This is a genomic window from Methylobacterium sp. C33D, assembly GCF_053345825.1.
The window spans coordinates 1-3,181 of sequence record NZ_JBKFAV010000088.1 but is presented as its reverse complement, the minus strand read 5'-3'; the positions used below and the strand labels follow the sequence as shown (position 1 = coordinate 3,181).

Here is a 3,181-nt window from a genome sequence, read left to right as displayed (position 1 = left end):
GCTCCCCGTTTGGCTGGCGCACTACAACGACCTTCATCCTCATCGCGCGCTCGGCTACCGCTCGCCGCGCGAGTTCATCACCCGATCAACCCAGGAGACCCTGTCCGGTTTTTAGGGGGCAACAACACTCGACCCCTACCGCGATCATCTCGAGGCGCGCTGGCAGGCCGGCTGCCGCAACGCCGCCGAGCTCGCGCGCGGGCTGATCCGCGCGGGGGCCGACATCCGTCCGAGGGTGGTGCGGGATTGGGCGATGAGACGGCGTCGCGCGAGCGCGGACGTGATGGACGCCACGCCGGGCTCGATGAGCGCGCCGCGATGGCGGCCCCCGTCGATCAGCCGGACGGCGTGGCTTCTGCAGGCGGACCCGAGCGCAATCGTTGCGGACGATCGCCGCTTCCTCGATCGCCTGCGGGTGACCGCTGCAGACGCAGCACCAGCTCGATCAACTCTTCGCGGCTCAGCCGTTCAAGGTCGCTGCGGCCCATCTCGCGAGAGAATCAGCGAAGTCCGATCCGCGCAAGGGCGTGGGTAATTACCTGAGATGATCTCCAAGGCGTTGCGCAAATGGGTCGCCAAAGCCGGAGCACAGATCCAGTACATCGCGCCAGGATCGCCGTGGGAGAACGGGTACCATGAGAGCTTCAACGGCAAGTTGCGCGACGAGTGCCTACGCCAAGAGATCTTCTAATCGCCGAAGGAGGCGCAGATCGTGATTGGTCTATGGCAATCCACCTACAACCGCGTCCGACCGCACTCGTCGCTTGGCTATCGGCCACCCGCGCCTGTCAGCTTCCCAGATCTGGCCGTCCGGCTACCCATGGCCGCTACCATGCAGTAGCCTCCCACTCGGCTCGGTCCAAAATACCGGTTAGGTCAGAGGCGCGCTATTATGCTCAGGCCGATGTCCAAGTCTTGCCGCCTGATCCAAACCAAATGGCCGCTGGGACAACCGGCGCGGTTCACGTCCTCTTGATGTCAGGGGTGGTGAAGAGTCAGCCTGCCGTGAGTTTCTTCGGGGCGGGAGGATGAGGGTCAGCGCACTACTGAAGCGGCGCGCTCTTAATTGTGCCGAACGCCGCGCATGCCTCAAGGGCAGGGCCGTCAGCCTTCAGGTTGATCTCGCCGGGCGTGCAGGCACCGGTCGAGCCTCGGGTTTTGACTGGGAGCGCGAGGGGTATGTTCGATGGGTCAAGTGCGTAGTTCGTCGTGAACCCAGAGACCATCTGAGGCGCCATGGCGGACGGTGTGATCGTACCGCCAGCGGCGAGCTGGCGGATGCCGAACGAGCCCGATACCCCCTTGCCGATGAAGGTATTGGTGCCGATCGCCAGCGAGCCAGTGTTGCCGCTGTAGGCGATTTGCAGAAGCCCGGTGCCGGTCACGCCCATGCAGGCATTGCCATTGATAGACCCCATCTCAACGGCGGTAACCTGCATGCAGATGGCTGGCCCCAACGCGGTGTTGGCGGTGACGGAGAACCGACCGCCACCAGGCACGGACTGCGACCCCTGCACGGTCCCAGCGGACTCGACACTGATTGCGATGTACGTGCCGAAGATGGTGTTGTTGGAGATCGTGAAATCGTGGTTTGTGTCCGTGGTATCGGCATAACGCGCGACGCGGACGCCCTGACCGGTAATGCCGCCATTCGTGTCCGGCGTCCCGATGATCTGGTTGTTACTGATCTGCCAATTATGGCACCGGTCCATCACTACAACGGGCGGCTGTAGCCCCAAGTGGGACTGGTAGGCTTGCTGCCCCTGTATGATGTAATTGTCGTGAAAGTTGAAGTTGTAGCCGCCAATCGCACAAACGAGCGCGCTGTCAGACATGCTGTTGGCGAATGTCGAGCCGCGCACCTCGACGTTGTACGTTCCGTTGGAGAAGGCAAGATTGTCGCTGGTCGAATTCTTGAATGTTGAATTATCGACGAGCCAGTCGTGACCGCCGAACACGAGCAAAGCTTGGACGGCCGGAGATCCGGTAGGCCCGAAGTCGCGGAACGTGGAATTGCGGATGACGACGTTCGAGGTGTTCTGCGCGATGACGCGCGGGCACGAGGTCGTCGTGCAGCTCGACGTGGGCGCGCTCTGCCCACCGCCTGCGAACGTGATCCCGTCGATTAGGATATTTGACACCCCGTCGAACGAAATGCCACTGGCGCGCCCACCGATTTGATAGCCTGTGGCCATTGCGGGATCGAGGTAGATTGTCGTGCCACCGCGAGAGACCCAGCGGGTGTTGGACGCCGGCTCTATGTGTGTCAGCAGTCGACAAATTCCGCTTGGAAAGACTAAATTGCGACCGCCTAAACCAGCGGCAAGGTTTGTCGCGTCTAGAATCGCATTGCCATCGTCGGTGATGCCATCGCATTTAACGCCGAAGTCGGCCGCCTGCACCTGATTGTCAGTCCAGCGATCCCGCTGCTGACGGCAGATCGGGGATCCGGCTACCTTGAAGCAAGTCTCCGACAGTTTGCCGGCCGAGCCCGTGCCCTGGATCTGAATGGCATTAGACTGAGAAGTGATCTTGCCGTTCTGGTAGGTGCCGAGGGTGGGTCCGCCGGGCAGCGTAGCTCGCCCGTTGTTGTCGAACCATCGGGCGTCGAGGATCTGATCGGCGCGCACTGGTAGGACAGCGGTGAACAGTGCGACAGCGGCGGCCATCAAGCGTTTCACGCACATCAAGCGACGATCTCCAGGCTCGAGCCGCTTGAGTGGAAGGCGAGCTTTCGATTGAGCGAGATCATCATGATCGAAGCTTGACTCGCGATGGTAATCAGCAGCGTCACGGAGCAAGCTCTGCTCTTACCGGCTATCTAGAGGATCTAACCGCGGCGACATTGGGCCGCACTCGGCAGCGTGTCTGGATGCGACACCTCCTTGGCGCGTGCGACTACATAAAGATATATTGGGAGCGCGTCCAGGTCAGGTGGTTTTGTGATGGGCTTGGCGCATTCGGTGTTGGCCTTCAGCCGCCCGCGCAGGACCATGTCGGGTGAGCGGCCTTTCAGGGCACGCGCACGGCGGCCGTTGTAGGCGACGTTGAAGCTAGAGCGCCATCCGAGCGTGATGAAACGGCTGGCGAGGTGATGGGTTGGTCGGCGAAGGAGAGCGCCGATGTCCTCAGCCCTGTCCGTCGATCTGCGTCAGCGCGTGGTCCATGCCGTCGCGGCCGG

Annotated in this window: 1 protein-coding gene and 1 pseudogene; one reads left to right on the top strand and one right to left on the bottom strand. The window is 62.0% G+C overall.

Annotation, left to right across the window (positions count from 1 at the left end; translation table 11 throughout):
• Positions 1 to 538: 538 nt before the first annotated feature.
• Positions 539 to 841, top strand: a pseudogene (locus ACLBXO_RS31435) (integrase core domain-containing protein); the annotation flags it as partial.
• Between the two features lie 202 nt (positions 842 to 1,043).
• Here ACLBXO_RS31435 and ACLBXO_RS31430 read toward each other — a convergent pair.
• On the bottom strand, positions 1,044 to 2,801 hold the full coding sequence (locus ACLBXO_RS31430; protein ID WP_447687873.1) for a hypothetical protein: 1,758 nt from the start codon (positions 2,799 to 2,801) through the stop codon (positions 1,044 to 1,046).
• Positions 2,802 to 3,181: the final 380 nt, after the last annotated feature.